Here is a 16730-nt window from a genome sequence, read left to right on the forward strand (position 1 = left end):
TGGTGTGTGCGCCTCACCGCACCATGTTCAACCCTGATCCGAGGAATGGAGAACCTGTGCTCATCGGCATTCCCCGCGAGTCGAAACCGGGCGAGACCCTCGTCGCGGCGACCGCCAAGACTGCGACGCAGCTGACCAAGCTCGGCTATGACGTGATCGTTGAATCGGGTGCCGGAGACGCGGCCGACCAGTCGGACGCGATGTTCCTCGACGCCGGCGTCCGGGTCGGGACCGTCATGGAGGTGTGGGCAGCGGACGTGGTCGTGAAGGTCAACGCCCCGTCTGAGGAGGAGGTCAGGCGCCTCCGCCAGGGCGCGACCATCGTCTCGATGATGGCACCGGCCCGGAGCCCGCAGCTGTTGGAGCGGCTCCAGGCCCAAGGCGTGATCGCGCTCGCGATGGACGCCGTGCCCCGGATCTCGCGAGCGCAGTCGATGGACGTGCTGTCCTCGATGGCGAACGTCGCGGGCTATCGCGCCGTCGTCGAGGCTGCGCACGAGTTCGGCCGGATGTTCACCGGCCAGGTGACGGCCGCGGGCAAGGTTCCCCCCGCACGGGTCTTCGTCGTCGGTGCCGGTGTCGCTGGCCTTGCAGCCATCGGCGCCGCCTCCGCGATGGGTGCGGTGGTGCGCGGGTTCGACGTACGTCCCGAGGTGGCTGAGCAGGTCGAGTCGATGGGCGCGCATTTCGTCAAGGTCGACTTCGAGGCCGAGGTCTCCACCGACGGCTACGCCAGGGAGATGACGGCCGAGCAGGAGGCGGCCACCGCCGCGATGTACGACGAGGAGGCGCGTCAGGCTGACATCGTCATCACGACCGCGCTGGTCCCCGGACGTGCGGCGCCACAGCTGATCACCGCTGAGACCATCGCCGGCATGGGCAAGGGCTCGGTCATCGTCGACATGGCCGCAGCCAACGGTGGCAACGCCGCCATGACGCAGCCCGACGAGCGCATCGTCACCGACAACGGGGTGACGATCCTCGGCTACACCGACCTCGCCAGCCGCCTGGCCGCCCAGACCTCGCAGCTGTACGGCACCAACGTGGTCAACCTCCTCAAGCTCATGACCCCTGAGCAGGACGGCCAGCTGACCATCGACGTCGACGACGTCGTCCAGCGCAGCATCACCGTCGTGCGCGAGGGGGAGTTGACCTGGCCGCCGCCCGCGGTCAACGTGTCGGCCGCCCCCGCAGCCACGACTGCCGCCAAGAACGGGTCGGTCAAGGAGGAGAAGCCTCCCATCAGCGCGGGCAGGCGGCTCGGGCTGGTTGCCCTGGCGGCGGCCGCCTTGTTCGGCCTCATCGCTCTCTCACCCCAGGGCCTGCAGGGACACCTGGTGGTGTTCGCACTCGCGATCGTCATCGGGTACTACGTGATCGGCAACGTGCACCACGCGCTGCACACGCCGCTCATGTCGGTCACCAACGCGATCTCCGGGATCATCGTGGTCGGCGCCCTCATCCAGATCGGCGAAGGCAGCACGCCCATCACGGTCCTGGCCGCGATCGCCACCTTGCTGGCCAGCATCAACATCTTCGGCGGGTTCGCGGTGACGCGCCGCATGCTCGGAATGTTCTCCAGGAGCTGATGAGGCACATGTTCACCACCGAGTCCGCCGCCACGGCGGCGTACGTCGTCGCCGCGCTGCTGTTCATCCTCGCCCTGGCCGGTCTCTCGCGGCACGAGACCGCCCGCGTGGGCAACGCCTTCGGCATCCTGGGCATGGCAATCGCCCTCCTGGCCGTCGTAGCTGAGGTGATCCACGACAGGATCGACCCGCTCCCGGCCGCCCTGCTCGCCGCGGCCGTGGTGGTCGGAGGTGCCATTGGCCTCTGGCGCGCCAAGGTCGTCGAGATGACCGGCATGCCGGAGCTGATCGCGCTGCTGCACTCCTTTGTCGGCCTTGCCGCGGTGCTCGTCGGCTGGAACGGATACCTCCACGTCGAGCACCATCTCCAGGGTCCCGCCGCCGAGACCCTGGTGGCCGAGGACCTGCTGGGCATCCACAGCACCGAGGTGTTCATCGGTGTCTTCATCGGCGCGGTGACGTTCACCGGCTCGATCGTGGCGTTCCTCAAGCTGTCGGCGAGGATCAAGTCCTCCCCGCTGCTGCTGCCGGCCAAGAACCTCCTGAACATCGGCGCGCTGCTCGCCTTCGTCGCGCTGACCGTGTGGTTCGTGCTCGCGCCGGCGGTGTGGCTGCTCGTGGTCGTCACCTCGCTCGCCCTGCTGCTCGGCTGGCACCTGGTCGCCTCGATCGGTGGCGGCGACATGCCGGTCGTGGTCTCGATGCTGAACAGCTACTCGGGCTGGGCAGCTGCGGCGTCGGGCTTCCTGCTCGACAACGACCTGCTGATCATCACCGGAGCGCTCGTGGGGTCCTCCGGCGCCTACCTGAGCTACATCATGTGCACGGCGATGAACCGCTCGTTCATCTCGGTCATCGCCGGCGGGTTCGGCGTGGAGGCCGGCCCGTCCGACGACACCGACTACGGCGAGCACCGCGAGATCAGCGCTGAAGGCGTGGCCGAGCTGCTCAGCGAAGCCGACTCGGTGATCATCACGCCCGGCTACGGCATGGCCGTCGCGCAAGCGCAGCACGGCGTGGCCGAGCTGACCCGCAAGCTCCGCGCCCGTGGCGTGCACGTCCGGTTCGGCATCCATCCCGTGGCTGGCCGGCTGCCGGGCCACATGAATGTGCTGCTCGCCGAGGCCAAGGTGCCCTACGACATCGTGCTGGAGATGGACGAGATCAATGACGATTTCGGCGGAACCGCCGTCGTCCTGGTCATCGGAGCGAACGACACGGTCAACCCGGCTGCGTCCGAGGACCCGTCCAGTCCGATCGCCGGCATGCCTGTCCTGACGGTGTGGAAGGCCGACCACGTCATCGTCTTCAAGCGCTCGATGGCGTCCGGGTACGCCGGCGTGCAGAACCCGCTCTTCTTCCGCGACAACTCAGCCATGCTCTTCGGTGACGCCAAGGACCGCGTCGAGGACATCCTCCATGCCCTCTGACACGCAGCCAACCGAGAACACCGTCGTCGGCAGTGCCGCCTCGGGGCGGCCAACGGCCAAGGGTGTCGATGTGGCGATCTACAACGTCCACGGCGAGCACTGGGCACGCAGCGCCGCACGTGAGCTCATCCGTCTCGCGCACGAGACCACCCAACGACTCGAGGTCGGACGTGCTCGTCCGAACCCTGACAGAACTGCCCAAAGGAGGGGTTCGCAGTGAACCTCAGGAGCCAAGGAATGCCCCGGCGAGCCACGGGCGCCGACCGGACCGTACGGCGCCCCATCAGCCCACGTTGGTTCCTCACCGGGCCGGCGTCCGCAGAGGACCTAGTGGCGGGTGATCCCAGGATCGCCGATCTCGTCACGCACGCGAAGTCCGTGGGCACCAACGCGTCGGCGTGCGGACTCAACACGACAACCTGGACAAAGCTGTGGGAAATTCCTTTCGAGGCTGCCCCGCGCTCGAGGCGCTGCCCCGCCTGCGTGAATCATGTTCGCGAGGCCGACCTGGTGGTTCGCGAGCGCCACACGTGAGTGTGGCCGAGCGCGGAGGGCGTTGCTTCGACTAGACGCTCAAGGCGTCGTCGTATCCCGCGTTGACGTCACCGGCGCGGCCCCACAGGGGACGCACCTGCTTCACCACGAGGCCGGCGGCGACGGGCGCGAGGTCACGGATGCGCCTGGTGATCCAAGGGGCTGCCTGGTGAGCGAGTTCTTGTGCGGCGCGGAGGCGGCCCACGCGTGGCCCGGTACACACGAGCGAGGGGAGCTCGAACTCGAGACCTTCCGCATTCAGCAACCGGGCGACGCGGACCGCCACGTGTCGGTGACCGAGCTCGGAGGGGTGGAGCCGGTCGTGGGCCCAGAAGTCCCGGCGGGCGGCGGCATCGTCCGTACTGAGGTCGACGCGTAGCAGGCCGTAGCGCTCGTGGACCTCGTCATAGATCCGGTTGAGCTCGGCGATCCGCCGCGCGAGGGGGCGAGCCAGGAAGCCGGGGAGGCCGATGGTCCGGCCGTGGTCGTGGAACCGGGCGGTGATGACCATCGCGCCCGACTCGGCCAGTTCGCGTGCGCAATGGAGCAGGTCCTCACGGATCCGTCGCGGGTCCCACGTCGAGCGCATGGTGTCGTTGAGGCCGACCACGAGCGAGGCGATGACCGGGCGGTGGGCCAGGGCCAGTGGCAGCTGGTGCTCACGGACCTCGGACACGGTCGCGCCGGGCAGGGCCAGGTTGCAGAACGACACCTGGTGGGTGGCGGCGATGGCGTCGGACAGGAGGCGGGCCCAACCGCGCCAGCCCCTGTCGACGGGGTCGCCGAGGCCGTAGGTGGCGGAGTCGCCGAGGGCGGCAAACCTGATGTACTCGCCACGGGCGATCATCGGAGTGCTGCGCGGGAGGGCGATGGCGTGGTCCAGGTCAGGTGGATGCCGTCCGGTTCTGGCTTGGAGCTCGTGAGGGTTCCGTGGTCGCGGTGGATCGCGGCCAGCGCAGAGGCGAGGCTGGAGGGCGGAACGGTGGCGGTGTGCCAGGTCATGACGCGCGCCCGATCAGCTGGACCATCGGGCCGGTCATGATCTTGCCGCTCAGGGGGTGGGCCTCGCGGGTGCGGGTGACCGAGAACCAGCCGTCCCAGTACGCCGAGTCGGGACCGCGTCGGGTGCCGAACTCGAGGCGCACGTAGCCGACCTCGCGCTCGGCATCGAGGACGCACGCCCCGTCACGCAGGTGCGAGCCGAAGACGTCGCTCAGGTACTTCTCGTTCTGGGGGAGGACTGTGTACATGGCGCCGGCTCCTCACGCGACCAGGTCTGCCTGGGCCCGCAGCGCGGCAGCGGCCGTGCGGTGTCCGAGGACGCTCGGGGGGCAGGGGCTCCAGTACGGCGTGACCGCCGCCTCGGTGGCCGCCAGGTCGTCCTGGTGCCGGGCCAGCTCCAGCAGGATCGAGCGCAGCTTGCCGGCCTCTGCGGTGTTGGTCTGGGGGGTCATGGCTGCCTCGCTTCCTGGTTCCGCGAACCCTTCGCGGTGATTCCAGTGAACGTCGGCAGGGGGTCGTCCACGACCGGGGGACTACCTGTTCGACTACGCAGACGCACTCGTGATCCTCAGCCGCGGGCCACGCGTGTGTGGGGTTGCTTCCCGACGGACCGGTTGTCAGGTCTTCAGGTAGGTGCGCAGCTCGACGAACGTGGTGTCGATGAGGGCGGGGAGGTCGGCGGTGTCGTCCTCGAGCCAGGTCTCGTAGGCCGCGATTGCAAGCGCCAGTGAGACATGGCCGGCGGTGCGGGGGAGCAGGTCTGCGGGCTGCAGGCCATGTCGGGTGGCGACGTAGTCGGCGATCACCGCGCGCCATTGTCCGTAGCGAAGCACCGAGTGCGCCTGCAGGGTGGGCGTCTGGAGGATCAGGCGCATCCGTTCGCGGTGCGGGGGTTGGGCGTCGTCGGGGAACTCGTTGAAACGGCGGACCGCGAGGTGGACTGCCTCGTGCGTGGGCAGGTCGGCGGGCAGTTCGGCGAAGATCTGGCGGAACCCCTGCAGGGTGCGGTCGAACTGGCCCCACGGGATGTCGTTCTTGGAGTCGAAGTAGCGGAAGAGGGTGCGTCGCCCGACGCCGACCGCCTGGGCGATGTCCTCGAGCGTGGTGCCGTCGAACCCGCGCTCGGCGAAGAGCCCGAAGGCCGCCTGCTCGATCTCGCCGTGGCTGGTCGCGACGGGTCGTCCCTTGAGGGTTGCGGTGCGCAGCGGCGGCTCCAATGTCATGGCGATCGGAATTTAGCAGTCCCGCGGTCTTCCATTATGACCACGAGTGCCATTATTGTGATCGGCACCACCTGCCCGTGACTGCTGACCGTGAGGAGCCCCGCATGAACCCCGCACAGAACACTGCTGCCGACGCTGACCAGAGCTCGGAGCTGCTTGCCGAGGACCTGATCGAGGAGGTCTCGATCGATGGCATGTGCGGCGTCTACTGATGCCCACGCCCGCCGAGTCCCCGTTGGACCTCCTGGACGGAGCCTGGGGCCTGTCGCCGTCGGTCGCGTTGAGGCCGGAGCCGTTCGGTGCACTGGCCTACCACTTCGGCAACCGGAAGCTGACCTTCCTCAAGCGCCCGGAGCTGGTGCGGGTCGTGCAGGGACTCGCCGAGCACCCTGATGCCCGGTCGGCCCTGGTGGCCGCCGGCATCCCCGACCCTCAGCACGCGGCGTACGCCGCCGCCCTGATGGGTCTGGCTGCCACCGACATGATCCGTCCCCGCGCGAGTGAGGACGAGGCAGTCGCATGACCGTGACCTCAGTGCCCCCGACGGAGCGGCCCACGACCGGCTCGTTGGTGCAGCAGTTCGAGTACGGCCTGGACGCCCCCATCTGCCTGACCTGGGAGCTGACGTATGCGTGCAACCTGGAGTGCGCGCACTGCCTGTCGAGCAGCGGCAAGCGGGATCCGCGTGAGCTGAGCACCGAGCAGTGCGAGGCGGTGATCGATGAGCTGCAGCGGATGCAGGTGTTCTACGTGAACATCGGTGGGGGAGAGCCCACGATCCGCCCGGACTTCTGGCACCTGCTGGAGTACGCCGTGAACCACCAGGTCGGCGTGAAGTTCTCCACCAACGGTGTCCGCCTCGATCCCGAGCGGGCGGCGTTCCTGGCCAGCCCGGCGTGCGGTGGGTACGTCGACGTGCAGATCTCCCTGGACGGCGCGACCGCCGAGGTCAACGACTACGTGCGCGGCCCCGGCTCCTACGACACCGCGATCACCGCGCTGGAGAACCTCCAGGCCGCTGGCTTCGAGGACGCCAAGATCTCGGTGGTCTGCACCCGGCAGAACATCGACCAGCTGGACGAGTTCAAGGCCCTCGCTGACAAGTTCGGTGCCACGCTGCGGCTGACCCGGCTGCGCCCGTCGGGCCGTGGCGCGGACGTGTGGGACGAGCTGCACCCGCTTCCCGAACAGCAGCGGGTCCTCTACGACTGGCTGATGGCGCACGGTGACGGGGTGCTGACCGGCGACTCGTTCTTCCACCTGGCGGCGTTCGGTGAGGCCCTGCCCGGCCTGAACCTGTGCGGTGCCGGCCGCGTGGTGTGCCTGATCGACCCGATCGGCGACGTCTACGCCTGCCCGTTCGCGATCCACGACAACTTCTTGGCCGGCAACCTGCTGGCCGAGGGCGGCTTCAGGCAGGTTTGGCAGACCTCCGAGCTGTTCCAGGAGCTGCGAGCACCGCAGACCGGCGGGGCCTGTGCGAAGTGCACCTTCTACGACTCCTGTCGCGGGGGCTGCATGGCCGCGAAGTTCTTCACCGGTCTGCCGCTCGATGGCCCGGATCCCGAGTGCGTGCGGGGCTTCGGCGAGGAGGCGCTCACCGGGGAGCGCACCATCCCGGCGCCCAGCCAGGACCACTCGAAGGCCAACCCGACCCGCAACCAGCCGGTGATGCTCACCCTCGGGCGTCGCCCCGACGGCTTCACCCCGCCCGCGCCGCCGGTCTCGGCATGCGCCGAGAACCCGCTCGCCGGCTTCACCCCGCCCCAGAACTGAGGACAACCCGTGTCGAAGAAGCCCGAGTGGCTCGAGAACCCCTGGAAGCAGAACCCCTGGTTCGAGTCCGTCGCCGTGGCCCAGGCCCGTGCGAAGAAGCGGCTGCCCGCTCCCGTCTACGGCGCCCTCGTCGCCGGCTCGGAGCGTGGCCAGTCCAGTAGCGACAACCAGTCGGCGTTCATGGAGCTCGGGTTTGCCCCGCACGTCGCCGGGCTCCAGGCGGAGCGGTCGATGGCGACCACCCTGATGGGCCAGGACATCTCGCTGCCTGTGTTGATCAGCCCGACCGGCGTTCAGGCGGTGCACCCCGATGGCGAGGTGGCGGTGGCTCGGGCGGCGGCGGCGCGCGGCACGGTCATGGGCCTGTCCAACTTCGCCTCCAAGTCGGTTGAAGAGGTTACGGCCACCGGCGCCGCGACGTTCTTCCAGATGTACTGGACCGGCGACCGCGAGGTGATGATCCAGCGGATGCAACGCGCCCACGACGCCGGCGCCAAGGGCCTGATCGCCACCCTGGACTGGTCGTTCTCGATGGGCCGCGACTGGGGGAGCCCGGAGATCCCGGAGAAGGTCGACCTCAAGACGATGGTCCGGATGGCGCCCAAGGTCGCCACCAAGCCGCGCTGGCTCTACCAGTTCGGGAAGTCCGGTCAGATCCCCGACCTGACCGCTCCCAACCTCGCCGCACCCGGTGAGGCCAAGGGCCCGACGTTCTTCGGCGCCTACTACGAGTGGATGACCACCCCGCCCGCGTCCTGGGACGACGTCGCCTGGATGGTCGAGCAGTGGGGGCAGCTCAGCGGCGGCAAGCCGTTCATGCTCAAGGGCGTCTGCCGGATCGACGACGCCCGTCGCGCGGTCGACGCCGGCGTGAGCGCCCTGTCGGTCTCCAACCACGGCGGCAACAACCTCGACGGCACCCCGGCCGCGATCCGGATGGTCAAGCCGATCGCCGACGCGGTCGGCAGCCAGGTCGAGGTCGTCATGGACGGCGGCGTACGCCGTGGCTCGGACGTCGTGAAGGCCGTCGCCCTCGGCGCACGCGCCGTGATGATCGGCCGCGCCTACCTGTGGGGTCTCGCCGCGAACGGCCAAGCCGGCGTCGAGAACGTCCTCGACGTGCTGCGTGGTGGCATCGACTCCGCCCTGCTCGGCATAGGTGTCTCCTCCATCGACGAGCTCGACCCGGAGCTGCTGCTGGTCCCCGAGGGCTTCCACCGCATCCTCGGCGACTCGGCGCGTGACCGGGCGGCCGTGGCCCGATGAGCGACCTCGCGTCCGCCACCTCACCCGAGACGGGTGCGGCGAGGTTGGTCCTGGTCCCGGTCGGGTCGATCGAGCAGCACGGCCCGCACCTGCCATTGGACACCGACACGGTCATCGCGACGGCGGTGGCCGGCGCGGCAGCCGCCGAGCTTCCCGGATCCTGGGTGGCACCTGCCCTGTCCTACGGCTCCAGCGGTGAACATCAGTCCTTCCCCGGCACCAGCTCCATCGGGACCGAAGCCCTCGTCCACCTCGTCGTCGAGCTGACCCGCTCGCTGCGCACCTGGGCCAACCAGGTCCTTTTCGTCAACGCCCATGGCGGCAACGTGCCGGCTCTCAACGGTGCTGTGGCCCAGATGGTGAGCGAGGGACATCGGGTCGGATGGGTGGCCTGTGCGACCGAGGGCGTCGACCTGCACGCAGGTCGCACCGAGACCTCCCTGATGCTGCACCTGCGCCCGGAGTCCGTTCGGCTGAACCGCGCGGAGGCCGGGAACACGCACCCGCTGAGCGAGATCCTGCCGGCCATGCTGACCGGCGGCGTCGTCGCTGTGTCGGTCAACGGCGTGCTCGGCGACCCTGCAGGCGCCAGTGCTGAGGAAGGCCGGCAGGTTCTGGAGGCGATGACCGCCGACGTCGTACGCGCCGTAGGAGCGACCGTCCCGTGACGCGTGTGGCCCTCGTGACCGGCGCCGCCCGGGGCATCGGCGCCGCGACCGTCCGCCGCCTGGCCGGCCAGGGGTACCGGGTCGTCGCCGTGGACTGGTGCGCCGAGAACCACCTCGACGTCCCCTACCAGCTGCCGGGCCGGCACGAGCTGGAGGCCCTGGCCGTCGAGCACCCCGACGCCGTCCTCCCCATCGTCGCCGACGTCCGTGATCGGGAGGCGATCGATGCCGCGGTGGCCGCCGCGACCGGACGCTGGGGGCGCCTGGACGTGGCGGTGGCGGCCGCGGCCGTGATGATCGGCGGCACTCCCCTGTGGGAGACCCCGGCGGCCGACCTCGACCTGCTCTGGGACATCGACGCCCGCGGGGTCTGGAACACCGCCGCCGCCTGCATCCCGCCGATGCTCGCCTCCTCTGACCCAGGTGGTTGCCGCTTCGTCGCGGTCGCCTCCGCGGCCGGCACCCGCGGCCTGTTCGGGCTTGCCGCCTACAGTGCGACCAAGCACGCCGTGATCGGGCTGGTCAAGGGCCTGGCCGCCGACCTCGTCGGCACCGGCGTGACCGCGGTCGCGGTCTCGCCCGGCTCGACCCGCACCGACATGCTGGCGGCCACCGCAGACCTCTACGGCCTGGAGTCGGTCGAGGAGTTCGCCCACACCCAGCTGATCCGGCGGCTCATCGAGCCCGACGAGATCGCCGCCACGATCGCCTTCTGCTGCTCACCCCAGGGCGCGGTCCTCAACGGCAGCGTGGTGCATGCCGACGGGGGGTTCCCCGGGTGAGAGCCGGCCTGCCGGTGGGCTTTCAGGTCCGCATCGGGTCGGACGTCCGCGCCGTCGACGGGGGCCGCGTGCTGATCGGTGGCTCCCCGGTCCGGTTCGCCCGTCTCTCCGACCGGGGCAGAGCGCTCGTCGAGAACGACACGATCACCGTCACCGACGAGCCCTCGCGCCTGCTGGCGGACCGTCTCCTCGACGGCAACCTCGCCGCCCCCGTGCTGCCACCGCGGGGTGCCGACGCCGCGGCCGAGCTGACCGTGGTGATCCCGATCCGCGACCGGGTCGAGCAGCTCGACCGGCTCCTCGCGCTCCTGCGTCCCGCCTTGGAGTGCATCGTGGTCGACGACGCCTCCCACGACCGGGACGCGGTCGCCGCCTGCGCCCGACGACACGGCGCCCGACTGGACTCCCACGCCCACAACCTCGGCCCAGCCGCCGCCCGCAACACCGGACTCCGAGCAGCCTCAACCCCCTTCGTCGCGTTCGTCGACTCCGACGTCAGCGTCGACCCCCGGACACTTCTCGACCTGTGCGGCCACTTCGCCGATCCCCGGGTTGCCGCGGTCGCGCCCCGCATCCGGGGCAACGCCGCCACCGCGCGTGCTCGCTGGTTCCAGCGCTACGACGAGGTCTCCCAGTCGCTCGACCTCGGGGCCAGGAACTCGCTGGTCCGACCTGGATCGACCGTCTCGTGGCTGCCCAGCGCCTGCCTGGTCGTGCGCACTGATCACCTGGGGGAGGGGTTCGACGAGGCGCTCCGCGTCGCCGAGGACGTCGACCTGGTCTGGCGCCTGGTCGCCGAGGGCCACCGGGTCCGCTACGACGGGGACCTCGAGGCCAGACACGACAGCCGCGACACCCTGCGCTCCTGGCTCGGCCGCAAGGCCTACTACGGCACCGGCGGCGCCCTGCTCGCCGCCCGGCACGGCAACCTGGTGGCCCCGGCCGTCATGTCACCGACCTACGCCCTCGCCGCCGTCTCCCTCGCAGCCCAACGACGCTGGTCGATCCCCGTCGCGATCGCTTGCGCAGCCCTCACCACGCACCGGGTCCGACGAGCCCTCCCCCTCGAGCAGGGACGGACACGCGAAGCCGGACGGCTGGCTGTGCTGGGACTCGCCTCCGCCGTCTCACAGAGCGCCAGCCTCACCCTTCGACACTGGTGGCCAGCAGTCGCCTTGGCCGCACCGTTCTCGAAACGTGCCCGACGAGCCATCGCCCTCGCCGCCACCGTGGACGCCGTACTGACCCCACGACCCATGGGTCTGGGACGAGGAGAGCTCTTCGCCGGACGACGCCTCGACGACCTCGCCTACGGAGCCGGACTCTGGACAGGCGCAGCCAGAGCCCACTCGCTGCGGGCTCTCGTTCCCAGGATCACAAGCCGGCACGGTCACACCAAAGCTGGCATCTCCCACGAGGGACGTTGACCCAGACTTCCTCCGGTGAACGTCGGACAGCGCTGCCTGACGTCGCGGGTGCTTGCGGCGAATGACGTCCGGTCCTGCAACTCCAGCTCACTGTGGGACAAGCTCACCCAGGGTGTCGGGCCGGAGGTTCGGTCGTCGGTAAGGCGTACCGTTTGCCAGGCATTGTCGGGAGATGGCCGGCAGGCACCCTGATTGTCGAAACGATTGTGCGTAAGGCTCGACGGTGAGCCAGCGAATGGGGGCGCGAACCGGTGTGTGACCAGGGGAGTGAGCGTGAAACACCATGACTGACAAGCCAAGGTGCGCGGGTCCAAACAGTGCCCCCGCTACCAAATCAGGCCCGGGATTCAGCGCGAATCCCGGGCCTGAAAGCTTTTGAGAATTGATCCGTCCACCACAAACCCTCCTTTCGGGAGGTAAGTTCGCGCAGCCCGATCCGCCCTTCGCACGGGCATGGCGGCGCCGCCGAGAGTGGGTGATGACGAACTCACTCATCCGCCTCGAAGAACTCCCGCTCGCCGACAGCCGAGTGGCCCTGACGGCCAGCGATGCCGAACGGATCGCCACCGCCATCGAAGCCGAACTCGCGGCGTCGACCCGCGCAACCTACGACTGCGCCTGGCGCCAGTGGGACCGTTGGTGTCAGGGCCGGGGTATCAATCCGCTCCCGGCGCCGCCGGAGGCGCTCGCCGCGTTCCTCGCCGAGCGCGCCGAAGCCGGACTCACCTTCGGGACCCTCGACGGCTACTGCTCCGGCATCGCGCACCGCCACCATCAGGAGGGCTTCGCCGACCCGACCGCCGAGGCTGTCGTACGACGCGTACGTCGCGGGCTGCGCCGCATCATGGGCGTCGCACCCCGCCAACAGGCCCACCCGCTAACGGTGGCCGAGCTCGGCCGGATCGTCTCCTCGGTCGACGCCGACACCGCGATCGGCAAACGCGACCGGGCGATCCTCCTCGTCGGTTACGCCTCCGCGATGAGACCAGGCGAGGTCGCCGCGCTGAACGTCGAGGACATCCTCCGCAAGCCGAGCGGCATCCTGATCCACATCCGTCGGTCGAAGACCGACCAAGACGCCCGCGGCCAACTCGTCGGGGTCGCGCGCGGCGACAACCCGCTGACCGACCCGATCCGGGCAGTCGACACTTGGCTCGACGTCCGGCCGTCGGGACCGGGCGCGCTGTTCACGCGCGTCCACTATCGGAACCACCCGACGAGCGAGCGGATCGGACCGCGCGCGATCAGTAGGACCGTCCAGGAGCGTGCTCATGCCGCCGGTTTCGACGGCATCCCTGTATCCGGCCACTCGCTGCGCGCCGGGCATGCCACGACTGCGGCCGTCAACGGCGCCTCGATCGACCGGATCGCCGCCCAGACGCGTCACCGTGATCTGGGGACCTTGGTGAACCACTACATCCGGCCAGCTGAGGCAATGATGACCACGACCAGCCGGGACCTCGGTCTGTGAGGAAATGACGGGCTATTGTCGCCCGAGCAACGACGAGCTAACCGAGGTCGCGGCAGGTTCACGGCTCAGCCCAGCACATGCGCGACAGGCCCCACTTCACGTTTCGCTGTCCGGCGCGGACGGTTGGCTCAGTCGGCGAGGAACTCGGCCGCGACGGGCGCGAACATCTCGTGGAACTGGAAGATGCCACCGTGCCCCGAGTTGGGGTAGATGATCAGCTGGCTGTCGGGGATCCGGCGATGTAGGTCCTCGGACAAGACGGTGGGAACCATCCGGTCGTGGTCGCCGTTGGCGATCAGCGTCGGCTGGGTGAAAGTCGACAGGTCCGACGGGGCTGAGCGACCGAAGTCCTGGATCGCCTTCAGTTGCGTGCGGAGCGCCTTGATCGTGATGTTCTTGTCGCGGTCGACGGTGCGCTCCTGGAGTCGCTTGACGAACGCCTTGCCCGCGGCCTTGCCCTCGGCATCGCGGTTGAAGAAGAGGAACTCCTTCGGGTCCGACCGGGTCAGGGTGGCGCGGAGGATGTCCCCGTACGTCACGCCGACGACCTTGTCCATGTCCTTGCCGCCACGCGGCCCGGTGCCGGTCAGGATGAGCCTGCGGACCAGGTCGGGATGCTTGACGATCAGGTCCTGCGCGATCATGCCGCCCATCGAGAAGGAGAAGACATCGATCTTGTCGTAGCCGAGCGCTGCGATGAACTCGTACGCGTGGTCGGCCGCTTCCTCGAGGGTGCCGGGCACCTGTCCGGTGGAGGCGCCGACTCCGCGCTGGTCGAAGGCGATGACGTGACGAGTGCCCGCGATCGGGTCGACGATCCGCGGATCCCAGTTGTCTAGGGTTGCTGCCAGGTGGACGAAGAAGACGACCGGGATCCCGCCCTTCGGTCCGAGCTCCCGGTAGGCGTACCTGGTGTCGCCGACGGCGATGCTGCGCGTCGGTGCCTGGGCGTACGAAGTGATGACGGGTTCGGTGCTGTTGTGGCTCATGGCGGCTTCCTCAGGACGTTGTGGCGCCGGAGAACAGCGCGTCGGTGACGGGCTCCCTGCTAGCGCAGGAAGTCCAGGACTTCCGGTACGAACCGGTCGTGGTGCTGGAAGACGCCTCCGTGCCCGGCGTCGGGGTAGATGACGAGCTGGGCGTTCGGGATCCGGTGGGCCAGCTCGAAGGAGCCGCGGGTGGCGAGCATCCGGTCGTCCTCGCCATTGGCCACCAGGGTGGGTTGGGTGATCGCGGCGAGGTCCATCGGTGGCTGAGCGCCCCATCTGCTGATGGCGATCAGCTGGTTAGCGGCCCCGCGGATGGACGTTCGTTTCACTCGGTCCTCGCTTCGCTCGCTGATGCGCACCATGTAGTCGGCGGCAGCTGCGCGCCCGTTCTTGCTTCGTGTGAAGAAGAGGAACGGCTTCGGATCGGTCATCTTGGCGGCGCCTTGGGCCGAGTCGGTCAGCAGTCGACGGTTGAACTGGCCGACACCCTTGAAGCCCGCTGGTCCGGTGCCGGTCAGCATCAGTCGTCGCACAAGGTTCGGCTCTGAGCTCGCCACGACCTGGGCGATGAACCCGCCGAGAGAGAACCCCAGGAGGTCCACCTCGGTCAGCCCGAGCGCGCCGATGAACGCGATCGCGTCTTGGGCCATCACGTCGACCTTCATCGGCACGCGCCCCTTGGTGCCGCCGACGCCGCGGAGGTCTACGTAGATGACGTGCCGCTCAGCCGCGATGCCGTCCAGGACACGCGGGTCCCAGTCGTCGATGGTCGCGGTGAAGTGGTGAAGCATCACGAGCGGCACGCCGGAGCGGGGACCGAGTTCGCGGTAGGCGAACGTGGTGCCGGCCGCCTCGAGGTACTGAGTAGGGGTGGTCGCCGAGGTCTGCGCCGCCGCCGTTGTTGACGTCGTCATCGGGTCACCACGATCTTGCCCGCGGCCTTGCCCTGCTCGACGTACGCCATGGCGTCGAGGGTTCGGTCGAACGGGAAGGCGCGGTCGAGCACGGGTCGCATCGTGCCGGCGTCGTAAAGCGTCGCCAGCGTCGCGAGCTGGCTGCCGCTGGCGCGCATGAAGAAGAACGAGTAGCGCACGCCCAGTTTCCGGGCCCGGCGACGAATCTTGCGGCTCAGTAGACCCATCACCGGCTTCAGGAGCGGCTGGCCGAGCTGGTCGGCGAACGCCGGGTCGGGCGGGCCCACGACGCTGATGGCCAGGCCGCCGGGCTTGAGGACCGTGAGGGACTTCTCCAGGCTGGCCGGCCCGAGCGAGTCCAGCACGACGTCGTAGCCGGACACGACCTGGGTGAAGTCCTGCTGCGTGAAGTCGATGACCTCGTCCGCGCCGAGGGCGCGGACCCGCTCGACGTCGTTGGTGTGGGCCGTCGTCGCGACGTGCGCGCCGAGGTGCTTGGCCAGCTGGATGACAGTCGAACCGAGTCCGCCGGCGCCTGCGTGGATCAGGACCTTCTGTCCGGGCCGCACCTCCGCCACCTCGACCAGGGCCTGCCACGCCGCGAGAGCGACGAGGGGCACGGCCGCTGCTTCGTCGAACGAGAGCGAGGAGGGCTTGAGTGCAACATCGGCGGCATCGATCGCGATCTGCTCGGCGAAGGCGCCGATACGCCGGTCGCGCGGCCGGGCGTAGACCTCGTCACCGGCCTGGAAGCCGCGGACATCGGCGCCAACCTTGAGCACGACGCCGGCCAGGTCGTGGCCGAGTGTGAAGGGGCGCTTGTACTTGATGAGCTGCTTGAACTCGCCGTTGCGGACCATCTTGTCCAGCGGGTTGATGCTGGCCGCGCGGATGTCCACCAGGACGTCGCGAGGTCCGACGCTCGGCGCCGGGACATCGGCCGCCTTGAGCCCGTCGGGGCCGTAGTGGGTGACGACGAAGGCCTTCATGGAGTTTCCTGTCGGGTCGGGTGGGGCGGTTGCCCGGCGGTGGCCAGGGTCACGGCGTTGACGTACGCCGCAGCGAGGATCTGCTCGGACAGCTCGGGATCGGTGACCGCGCGGGCGGCCTGGATCGAGCCGACAAGCAGGGTGAACAGGCCGATCGCGCGCTCGCGGGTCCGCTGCGCGTCGCCGTCGTCGAGGTGGCGTGCGATGGCCTCGATCATCGAGTGGGCGCCCTCGGTGTAGGCCTCGCGGACCGTGAGGTCGCACCGGCCGATCTCGTCCAGCAGGGCGGCCGAAGGGCAGCCGCCCGCCAGGTCGTCGCGGTGGGCGGGGGAGAGGTATTCGCGCAAATAGGACTCGACCGATGCGAGGCCGGCGGGCAGGTCGTTGACGACGGCGACCTGGTCGGCGAGCTGTTGGGTGACGACGGAGGCGACCAGGTCGTCCTTCGAGGCGAAGTGGCCGTAGAAGGCGCCGTTGGTCAGGCCGGCGTCGGCGACGAGCGTGGCGATGCCGGAGCCGTCGATGCCGTCGCTCTTGAAGCGGCGACCGGCGGTCTCGATCATCCGGCGGCGGGTGGCTTCCTTGTGTTCGGGGCTGTACCTGGCCATGGCGTGCAATCTCCTTCCGGGGCTTGTCAACACGATAGCATTACGATCATACTATTACGAAC

General features: G+C 69.3%; 18 protein-coding genes. 10 read left to right on the plus strand and 8 right to left on the minus strand.

Annotation, left to right across the window (positions count from 1 at the left end; all coding sequences use genetic code 11):
• Positions 1–56 precede the first annotated feature (56 nt).
• Positions 57–1589: a Re/Si-specific NAD(P)(+) transhydrogenase subunit alpha gene (locus EJF31_RS00755; protein WP_125035202.1), complete on the plus strand. Its 1533-nt coding sequence runs from the start codon at positions 57–59 to the stop codon at positions 1587–1589.
• Positions 1589–3019, plus strand: coding sequence for a Re/Si-specific NAD(P)(+) transhydrogenase subunit beta (gene pntB / locus EJF31_RS00760; RefSeq protein ID WP_221767409.1), 1431 nt, complete (start codon positions 1589–1591; stop codon positions 3017–3019). The genes EJF31_RS00755 and pntB overlap by 1 nt, the downstream gene beginning before the upstream one ends.
• A 565-nt stretch (positions 3020–3584) precedes the next feature.
• Here the strand turns inward: pntB and EJF31_RS00765 are convergent.
• The 4 genes from EJF31_RS00765 to mftR all read right to left on the minus strand — a co-directional run bounded on the left by EJF31_RS00765 (position 3585) and on the right by mftR (position 5778).
• Positions 3585–4400: an SGNH/GDSL hydrolase family protein gene (locus EJF31_RS00765; RefSeq protein WP_125035203.1), complete on the minus strand. Its 816-nt coding sequence runs from the start codon at positions 4398–4400 to the stop codon at positions 3585–3587.
• A 151-nt stretch (positions 4401–4551) separates the two neighbouring features.
• Positions 4552–4803 (minus strand): hypothetical protein, encoded by a 252-nt coding sequence (locus tag EJF31_RS00770; RefSeq protein WP_125035204.1) that lies wholly within the window; start codon positions 4801–4803, stop codon positions 4552–4554.
• A gap of 12 nt (positions 4804–4815) precedes the next feature.
• Positions 4816–5007 (minus strand): hypothetical protein, encoded by a 192-nt coding sequence (locus EJF31_RS00775; protein WP_125035205.1) that lies wholly within the window; start codon positions 5005–5007, stop codon positions 4816–4818.
• Positions 5008–5172: 165 nt separating this feature from the next.
• Positions 5173–5778, minus strand: coding sequence for a mycofactocin system transcriptional regulator (gene mftR / locus EJF31_RS00780; protein WP_125035206.1), 606 nt, complete (start codon positions 5776–5778; stop codon positions 5173–5175).
• 104 nt (positions 5779–5882) lie between these two features.
• Between mftR and mftA the strand changes: the two genes are divergently transcribed.
• The 8 genes from mftA (at position 5883) to EJF31_RS00820 (ending at position 13168) form a co-directional block, all read left to right on the plus strand.
• Entirely contained in the window at positions 5883–5990 is a 108-nt protein-coding gene (mftA, locus tag EJF31_RS00785; RefSeq protein ID WP_125035207.1) for a mycofactocin precursor MftA, read from the plus strand.
• On the plus strand, positions 5990–6301 hold the full coding sequence (gene mftB / locus EJF31_RS00790) for a mycofactocin biosynthesis chaperone MftB (RefSeq protein WP_125035208.1): 312 nt from the start codon (positions 5990–5992) through the stop codon (positions 6299–6301). Before mftA ends, mftB begins: the two co-directional genes overlap by 1 nt.
• Entirely contained in the window at positions 6298–7554 is a 1257-nt protein-coding gene (mftC, locus tag EJF31_RS00795; protein ID WP_125035209.1) for a mycofactocin radical SAM maturase, read from the plus strand. The genes mftB and mftC overlap by 4 nt, the downstream gene beginning before the upstream one ends.
• 9 nt (positions 7555–7563) lie before the next feature.
• Positions 7564–8820 (plus strand): pre-mycofactocin synthase MftD, encoded by a 1257-nt coding sequence (gene mftD, locus EJF31_RS00800; RefSeq protein ID WP_125035210.1) that lies wholly within the window; start codon positions 7564–7566, stop codon positions 8818–8820.
• The gene (mftE, locus tag EJF31_RS00805; RefSeq protein ID WP_125035211.1) at positions 8817–9488 is read left to right on the plus strand and encodes a mycofactocin biosynthesis peptidyl-dipeptidase MftE; all 672 of its coding nucleotides are present in this window, start codon (positions 8817–8819) and stop codon (positions 9486–9488) included. Before mftD ends, mftE begins: the two co-directional genes overlap by 4 nt.
• Entirely contained in the window at positions 9485–10270 is a 786-nt protein-coding gene (locus EJF31_RS00810; protein ID WP_125035212.1) for a mycofactocin-coupled SDR family oxidoreductase, read from the plus strand. Before mftE ends, EJF31_RS00810 begins: the two co-directional genes overlap by 4 nt.
• Positions 10267–11697 (plus strand): mycofactocin biosynthesis glycosyltransferase MftF, encoded by a 1431-nt coding sequence (gene mftF, locus EJF31_RS00815; protein WP_125035213.1) that lies wholly within the window; start codon positions 10267–10269, stop codon positions 11695–11697. Before EJF31_RS00810 ends, mftF begins: the two co-directional genes overlap by 4 nt.
• Before the next feature lie 382 nt (positions 11698–12079).
• On the plus strand, positions 12080–13168 hold the full coding sequence (locus EJF31_RS00820; protein ID WP_125035214.1) for a tyrosine-type recombinase/integrase: 1089 nt from the start codon (positions 12080–12082) through the stop codon (positions 13166–13168).
• 128 nt (positions 13169–13296) lie between these two features.
• Here the strand turns inward: EJF31_RS00820 and EJF31_RS00825 are convergent, their stop codons facing one another.
• The 4 genes from EJF31_RS00825 to EJF31_RS00840 are packed head-to-tail and all read right to left on the minus strand — an operon-like array spanning position 13297 to position 16668.
• Positions 13297–14157, minus strand: coding sequence for an alpha/beta fold hydrolase (locus EJF31_RS00825; RefSeq protein ID WP_125035215.1), 861 nt, complete (start codon positions 14155–14157; stop codon positions 13297–13299).
• 59 nt (positions 14158–14216) lie between these two features.
• The gene (locus tag EJF31_RS00830; protein WP_125035216.1) at positions 14217–15071 is read right to left on the minus strand and encodes an alpha/beta fold hydrolase; all 855 of its coding nucleotides are present in this window, start codon (positions 15069–15071) and stop codon (positions 14217–14219) included.
• Positions 15068–16060 (minus strand): NADP-dependent oxidoreductase, encoded by a 993-nt coding sequence (locus EJF31_RS00835; protein ID WP_125035217.1) that lies wholly within the window; start codon positions 16058–16060, stop codon positions 15068–15070. Before EJF31_RS00835 ends, EJF31_RS00830 begins: the two co-directional genes overlap by 4 nt.
• Positions 16057–16668: a TetR/AcrR family transcriptional regulator gene (locus EJF31_RS00840; RefSeq protein WP_125035218.1), complete on the minus strand. Its 612-nt coding sequence runs from the start codon at positions 16666–16668 to the stop codon at positions 16057–16059. Before EJF31_RS00840 ends, EJF31_RS00835 begins: the two co-directional genes overlap by 4 nt.
• Positions 16669–16730: the final 62 nt, after the last annotated feature.

Origin of the sequence: Nocardioides sp. LS1 (assembly GCF_003865225.1) — a bacterium.
Classification (GTDB): Bacteria; Actinomycetota; Actinomycetes; order Propionibacteriales; family Nocardioidaceae; genus Nocardioides; species Nocardioides ginsengisegetis.

Coding starts and splice junctions, on each gene's coding strand:
- pntB (WP_221767409.1), top strand. CDS start 1,589: ATGAGGCACATGTTCACCACCGAGTCCGCCGCCACGGCGGCGTACGTC.
- EJF31_RS00765 (WP_125035203.1), bottom strand. CDS start 4,400: ATGATCGCCCGTGGCGAGTACATCAGGTTTGCCGCCCTCGGCGACTCC.
- EJF31_RS00770 (WP_125035204.1), bottom strand. CDS start 4,803: ATGTACACAGTCCTCCCCCAGAACGAGAAGTACCTGAGCGACGTCTTC.
- EJF31_RS00775 (WP_125035205.1), bottom strand. CDS start 5,007: ATGACCCCCCAGACCAACACCGCAGAGGCCGGCAAGCTGCGCTCGATC.
- mftR (WP_125035206.1), bottom strand. CDS start 5,778: ATGACATTGGAGCCGCCGCTGCGCACCGCAACCCTCAAGGGACGACCC.
- mftA (WP_125035207.1), top strand. CDS start 5,883: ATGAACCCCGCACAGAACACTGCTGCCGACGCTGACCAGAGCTCGGAG.
- mftB (WP_125035208.1), top strand. CDS start 5,990: ATGCCCACGCCCGCCGAGTCCCCGTTGGACCTCCTGGACGGAGCCTGG.
- mftC (WP_125035209.1), top strand. CDS start 6,298: ATGACCGTGACCTCAGTGCCCCCGACGGAGCGGCCCACGACCGGCTCG.
- mftE (WP_125035211.1), top strand. CDS start 8,817: ATGAGCGACCTCGCGTCCGCCACCTCACCCGAGACGGGTGCGGCGAGG.
- EJF31_RS00825 (WP_125035215.1), bottom strand. CDS start 14,157: ATGAGCCACAACAGCACCGAACCCGTCATCACTTCGTACGCCCAGGCA.
- EJF31_RS00830 (WP_125035216.1), bottom strand. CDS start 15,071: ATGACGACGTCAACAACGGCGGCGGCGCAGACCTCGGCGACCACCCCT.
- EJF31_RS00835 (WP_125035217.1), bottom strand. CDS start 16,060: ATGAAGGCCTTCGTCGTCACCCACTACGGCCCCGACGGGCTCAAGGCG.
- EJF31_RS00840 (WP_125035218.1), bottom strand. CDS start 16,668: ATGGCCAGGTACAGCCCCGAACACAAGGAAGCCACCCGCCGCCGGATG.